At 76.1% G+C, this 5,571-nt stretch carries 4 protein-coding genes and 1 pseudogene; 2 read left to right on the top strand and 3 right to left on the bottom strand.

The features are described 5' to 3' along the window. Nucleotides 1-720 (top strand): futalosine hydrolase (mqnB, locus tag AAHZ94_RS27585; RefSeq protein WP_349996173.1); only part of this gene is annotated, 720 nt, incomplete at its 5' end. 25 nt (nt 721-745) lie between these two features. Continuing rightward, a complete protein-coding gene (locus AAHZ94_RS27580; RefSeq protein ID WP_349996171.1) occupies nt 746-1,639 on the top strand; it encodes a 1,4-dihydroxy-6-naphtoate synthase in 894 nt (297 codons plus the stop codon). A 117-nt stretch (nt 1,640-1,756) separates the two neighbouring features. Here AAHZ94_RS27580 and AAHZ94_RS27575 read toward each other — a convergent pair whose 3' ends face one another. The 3 genes and pseudogenes from AAHZ94_RS27575 to AAHZ94_RS27565 all read right to left on the bottom strand — a co-directional run. Further along, nucleotides 1,757-4,153: a neutral/alkaline ceramidase gene (locus AAHZ94_RS27575; RefSeq protein WP_349996170.1), complete on the bottom strand. Its 2,397-nt coding sequence runs from the start codon at nt 4,151-4,153 to the stop codon at nt 1,757-1,759. 480 nt (nt 4,154-4,633) lie between these two features. Further along, nucleotides 4,634-5,329, bottom strand: coding sequence for a TetR/AcrR family transcriptional regulator (locus tag AAHZ94_RS27570; RefSeq protein ID WP_349996168.1), 696 nt, complete (start codon nt 5,327-5,329; stop codon nt 4,634-4,636). Between the two features lie 8 nt (nt 5,330-5,337). Then, nucleotides 5,338-5,571 (bottom strand): annotated as a pseudogene (locus AAHZ94_RS27565) (hypothetical protein); the annotation flags it as partial.

The raw sequence follows: 5,571 nt of genomic DNA, 5'->3' as shown, positions 1-5,571 counted from the left end.
GCCGGGGGCGCCCCCGCCGCGCCCGCCGCCGCCACCGGCAGCGCCCTGGCCGCCGCGATCGCCGACGACCTCCCGTACGACCTGGTCATCTCGGCCGGCATCGGCGGCGGCTTCCCGGCCGCCCGGCGCCCGGCCGTCACGGGCGATACAGCTACAGCTACAGCTGACGCTGCCGGGGACGGGGCCGGCGCGGGGGCCGCCGCGGGCTGGGCCGTGGTGGTGGCCGACGCCATCGTCGCCGCCGACCTGGGGGCCGAGACGCCCGACGGCTTCGCGTCCGTCACCGAACTCGGCTTCGGCACGGTCGAGCACCGGCCGCCGGCCGAGTGGGTGCGCGCCGCAGTCCTCGCCACCGGCGGGCTGAGCGGCCCGGTGCTCACCGTCTCGACCGTGACCGGCTCCGCCGCCCGGGCCAGCGAGCTGACCACCCGTCACCCGCGGGCGCTGGCCGAGGCGATGGAGGGGTTCGGCGTCGCGGAGGCCGCCGCCGGCTACCGGGTGCCGACCCTTGAGGTGCGCACCGTCTCCAACCCGGTCGGCCCGCGCGACCGCGCCGCCTGGCAGATCGGGGCCGCGCTCGACGCGCTGGCCGGCGCGTTCACGGCGCTCGCCAGGACGCTGCCGGGCGCGGTGTGCCGGGCGAACGCGGCGGCGCCGGAAGAATCGGCGAGAGCCGGGGGTTCGGATACAGCGGATACAGCAGACACATCGAATGCCTAGGAAAGCCCCGCGCGAGGAGAGACCCGTGACGACCGACAGTGCCGCGCGCCACAGCGCCGAGACCGACGGCGGCCGACCGCTCCAGATCGCCTACTCGCCCTGCCCGAACGACACCTTCGTCTTCGACGCCTGGGCCCACGGCCGCGTCCCCGGGGCGCCCGCGCTCGACGTGACCTTCGCCGACATCGACCTCACCAACGGCATGGCCGAGCGCGGCGAGTTCGACGTGCTGAAGGTGTCGTACGCGGTGCTGCCGTGGGTGCTCGACCAGTACGCGCTGCTGCCCTGTGGTGGCGCGCTCGGCCGGGGCTGCGGGCCGCTGGTGCTGACGGCCGGGCCCGGGCGCGCCGCCGACCTGGCCGGCCGCACGGTCGCGGTGCCGAGCGAGCGGTCCACCGCCTACCTGCTGTTCCGGCTGTGGGCGGCGACCGAGGTGCCGGGCGGCGTGGGCGAGGTCAAGGTGCTGCCGTTCCACGAGATCATGCCGGCGGTGCGCAGCGGCGCGGTGGACGCGGGTCTGGTGATCCACGAGGCCAGGTTCACGTACCAGGAGTACGGGCTGCACTGTCTGGCCGACATGGGCGAGCACTGGGAGGCCACCACCGGGCTGCCCATTCCGCTCGGCGCGATCATCGCCCGCCGCTCGCTCGGCGCCGAGCGGCTGCGCGCGCTGGCCGCGGCGGCGCGCACCTCGGTGCGGATGGCCTGGGACGATCCGCTGGCCTCGCGCCCGTACGTGCTCGCGCACGCGCAGGAGATGGACCCGGCCGTCGCCGATCAGCACATCGGCCTGTACGTCAACGAGTTCACGGCCGACCTCGGCGAGGACGGCTACGCCGCGGTCCGCGGCCTGCTCACGCGCGCGGCGGCCGAGGGTCTGGTGCCGGCGCTGCCGCCGGGCGCGCTCGACTTCGTCTGAGCGGCGGGGCTGTGGGCCCGCGAGCCGGCGGGCCCGCCCCGGCCCACGAATCCCCGGACCGCAAGCCCCCGGGTCCTGCCCCGGGCCGCCGCGACCCACGCCCCGCCGCCCGCGCCCTCAGCCGACCGTGAAGGTCCGCGACGTGCCGGTGAACGAGGTGCGTGTGCCGTCGAGTGAGCGGGCGTCACCGTGGTGCACGATGCGGTACGTGCCGGGGGTCGCCTCGCGCGGCACGTCCCAGGTCACGGTGGCCGTGGAGACCGCGAGGTAGGCGCGCCGCCAGCGGTAGGTGGTGGACCAGTCGTCGTCGGTGGCCACCGTCCGCCAGCCGCCGGTGGCCTGCGGGTCGCGCCGCTGGACTTCGAGGAAGGTGCCGCCGGCCCGGACGTCGTTGGCCGGGTGGCCGGTGTAGAAGGTGGCGGTGGCGCGCTCGCCGGGCCGGTAGCCGGCGGCCGGCTCGTCCCGTACGTCGCCGAACTCCCGGCCGAGCGGCGGCGCGTCCAGCACCGGGCCCGGGTTCAGGCTCAGTTGGCGGTCGCCGAGCCACGGCGGGCGCACCCGGCTCGGGGTGGGCTCGCCGGTCTTCAGCGCCCGGGCGAGTTGCGCGAACTCCTGCTGGTAGGCGGGGAGGGTGTACCGGCCGAAGTGGGTGGACGCGCCCTCGTAGTGCTGTGCGTCGTACTCCTGCGGCGTCGTCACGTACTGGCTGTACGCGTTCGCGTAGCCGGCGAAGACGGTGTGGCGGGAGGTGGCGCCGAGTTCGGCGGCGACCGTGTCGGTGACCCGGTGGCCGGCGGCGATGGTGAACTCGGCGGGGGCGGCGGTGAGCGTGAGCTGTCCGACGCGCACGATCTGTACGGGCAGCACCTGCGGGGTCCACGCCGGGTGCTGGGCGCCGGTGGCGAGGAAGACGGGCTTCGGCGCCTGGCAGCGGCGCACCGCGGCCGGGGCCGGGTTGAGCACCGCGCCCAACCCCACGACCAGCGGATTGGCCCGCAGCTCGCCCTCGTCGACGAGGTCGGGGCCCGGGCCGTCCTCGGCACCGGCGGTGAACCCCTGGCCGAGCGCTGCCGGGCAGGTGCGGTGCGGCTGGCCGTCGGGCGTGTAGCGGCCCTCGACGTCGACGGCGGAGAAGTCGACGTAGCGCTGGCGGTGGTCGACGGGACCGCGCAACTCCTCGGTGGCGCCGGCGAAGAGCTCCAGCGCCTTCGCGGCCTGCCGCTCGCCGATGATCCGGGTGTTCTCGAACTCGTCGTCGGTGGGGCCGTGCGCGCCGCCGTCGCGCAGGTTAGGTGACATGTCCCCGGCGTTGGTCTGGGCGAAGGCGGCGACGAACCGGCCGCGCTCGCCGGGGCCGACGCCGAACGCGTCGTGCTCCACCCGGTAGCTGGCGTACCCCTTGTTGTCGGCGCTGATCAGCGTGTTCGCCGGGGTCATCGAGGTGGCGTGGGTGGGGAACCAGCTCAGCATGCCGACCGGCCGGCCGCCCTGCTCGAAGCGGAGCACGGTCATCCGGGTGTCCACCTCGCCCGGGAAGCGGGCCCGCTCGGCGGCCGGGTTGCGGCGGAACGCCTCGGCCGACCGGTTGACGTTGGCGCCGTGCAGCTCCCCGGTGGCGATCTTCACGGTGCCCGGCGCGCGGTCGGCGTCGGCCGCGACGACGGCGGCCACGATCCCGGAGACGATCGCCTCGTACGTCTTCTTCTGGTGGCCGAGCGTGGTGAGGTTGTAGAGCACGTCGTGGCCGTGGCCGCCGGGGCCGGCGTGGGTGTGGGTGGCGGTGAGGACCACATTGCTCTCGGTGTAGCGCGACCCGAGCCGGTCGCCGAGCCGGCGCAGCACCTCCTGGTGCACGCCCTGCATGATCATCCCGACGTCGGTGCTGACGAACACGGTGCGCCCGCCGCCGGGTTGCTCCAGCACGAAGGCGCGCGCCCACTGCCGGGTGTGGATGCCGGAGGTGCGCTGGTCGAGCCGCGCGTACCCCATCATGCCGACCTCCGCGGCCTCCCCGGTCACGTCCGCGATCCCGACGCCGACCCGGTAGCCGGCGGTGTCCGCGGTGTCCGCCTGCCGCGGCGCCGATCGGTGTCCGTCCCCGCCACCGCCCGCCGGATCGGCCGCCGCTGGCCCCGCCGCGGTGGGGCCGCCGACCAGTGCGGCGGTCAGGACGGTGGCCAGGGCGGCGGTACGCAGGGCGCCGCGAATGCGTAAGGTGCGCGGGCGCGCGCAGCGGCGCGGTACCGGGCGTACGAGCCGGCCGGCTGCTTCCGGGCGCCGCAGCGGGCGGCGGTGTGGGGCGCGGTCGCGGGGTGCGGTGCCGATGGTGGGGCCGGGGCCGTCGGGGCCGGGGGCTGCGAGGTCGGGGGCGGCGAGGTCGGGGGCGGCAAGGTCGGGGGCGGCGAGGGTGCTCGGGTCGCCGCCGCGCGCACCGGGGCCGCTGAGATCACCAGGCCCCCCGGGACCGGCAGGGCCGTCGGGGTCGGGCTGTGGGCAGGACGTGCGTGCGGACATACGCGGTGCCTGACTGTGAGGTGGGGCGGCCCCGGTACGGCCGGGAGGACGGTCCGGGCCGGCGTGTGCGGCTCAGAATGGGACCGTGGTTACTCCCGGGTCAATATGTCGGTGCGGAGAACCCGAAAGGACACTCAGGTTTTCGCCATGCCCGTGCGAGGGCGACGGCCCCCGCGGAGGACCGCCCGCTCCGCTGCCGGGCCCGGCCGCCGCCACCGGCCCGACTTGCCCCACCTGGCCCGGCCCGGCCCGTACACCGCAGACTCACCCCGCCCGGCCCGGCCCGTACACCGCAGGACACGTACCGCGCGACTCGCCCCGCCCGGCCGGGCCCGTACCGCAGGGCCCGTACCGCAGGGCCCGACCCGTACCGCAAGTCCCCTACCGCCCGACTCGCCCCCGTCGCGCCCGTACCGCAGGCCCCGTACCACCCGGCCCACAGCCGTACGGGACGTGGCTCGCAGCCGTACGGGACGTGCCTCACGCACCGCGTTCGAAGATGCCCTGGACGACGCGGCGGGCCTCGGCGAGCACGGCCGGGTCGCCCTGGTCGGGGTCGCGTTCGAAGGCCAGCTTGACCAGGGCGTCGCCGGCGGCGACCGCCGTCAGCAGGGCCGTGCGCAGCCGCTCGTCCACGGTCACGCCGAACCGTTCGCCGATCAGCTCGGCCAGCCGGTCGGCCACCACCTCGTCGTTGCGCCGTCCCTCGGCGAGCAGCCGGTCATCGGCCACGTCGCCGAAGAGCACCATGCGGAAGCCGACGTCGGCGCGTGACATCCGGACGTACTCGTCGAAACCGGCGGTCGCCGCCTCCGACCAGTGCCCGAACCCGGCGCCGGCCAGCAGCCGGTCGAGCCGGCCGAGGAAGGAGTCCAGATTCCGCGCGGACGCGGCCCGGAAGACCGCCCGCCGGTCGGTGAAGAAGCCGTACAGCGTGGCCAGGCCGACGCCGGCGGCCTCGGCGATCCGGGTCGTGGTGGCCGCCGCGTACCCCTCGCGCACCACCAGCACCACCGCGGCGTCCATGATCCGGTCCACCTTCTCGCGGCTGCGCCGCTGCCGCGGCTCGCGGCGCAGCGCGCTCGGCGCGGGTGCGCTCGGCACGGCCGCACTCGGCGCGGGCGCGGTCGGCGGGGCCGGCCGGGCCGGGGCGGACTCCGCTGGCGATGCGTTCATCCACCCATCTAACCGAAGGGGCCGCTCCCTGGCGATGACACGGAAAGGCGGAACCGAGAAGGGCTGTCCGTATCGACCGCCGGCCCGCGACCAGCCGCCCACGGCGTACGGCCGACCGCCGGCGCGCCCCGGGCCCCCGCCCCCCCCCCCCCAGGGCCCCGCCCGCCCCGCCCCCTAAACCTTTTTATGTAGAGGGGGGGGGCCGTTGAATTAAAAAAAAAGAGGGGGGGGGGGGGGGGGGG

This window comes from Streptomyces sp. HSW2009, from assembly GCF_040240285.1.
In the GTDB taxonomy this organism is placed as follows: Bacteria; Actinomycetota; Actinomycetes; order Streptomycetales; family Streptomycetaceae; genus Streptomyces.
The sequence above is the reverse complement of the archived record's forward strand: the minus strand, read 5'-3'. Positions and strand labels throughout refer to the sequence as shown.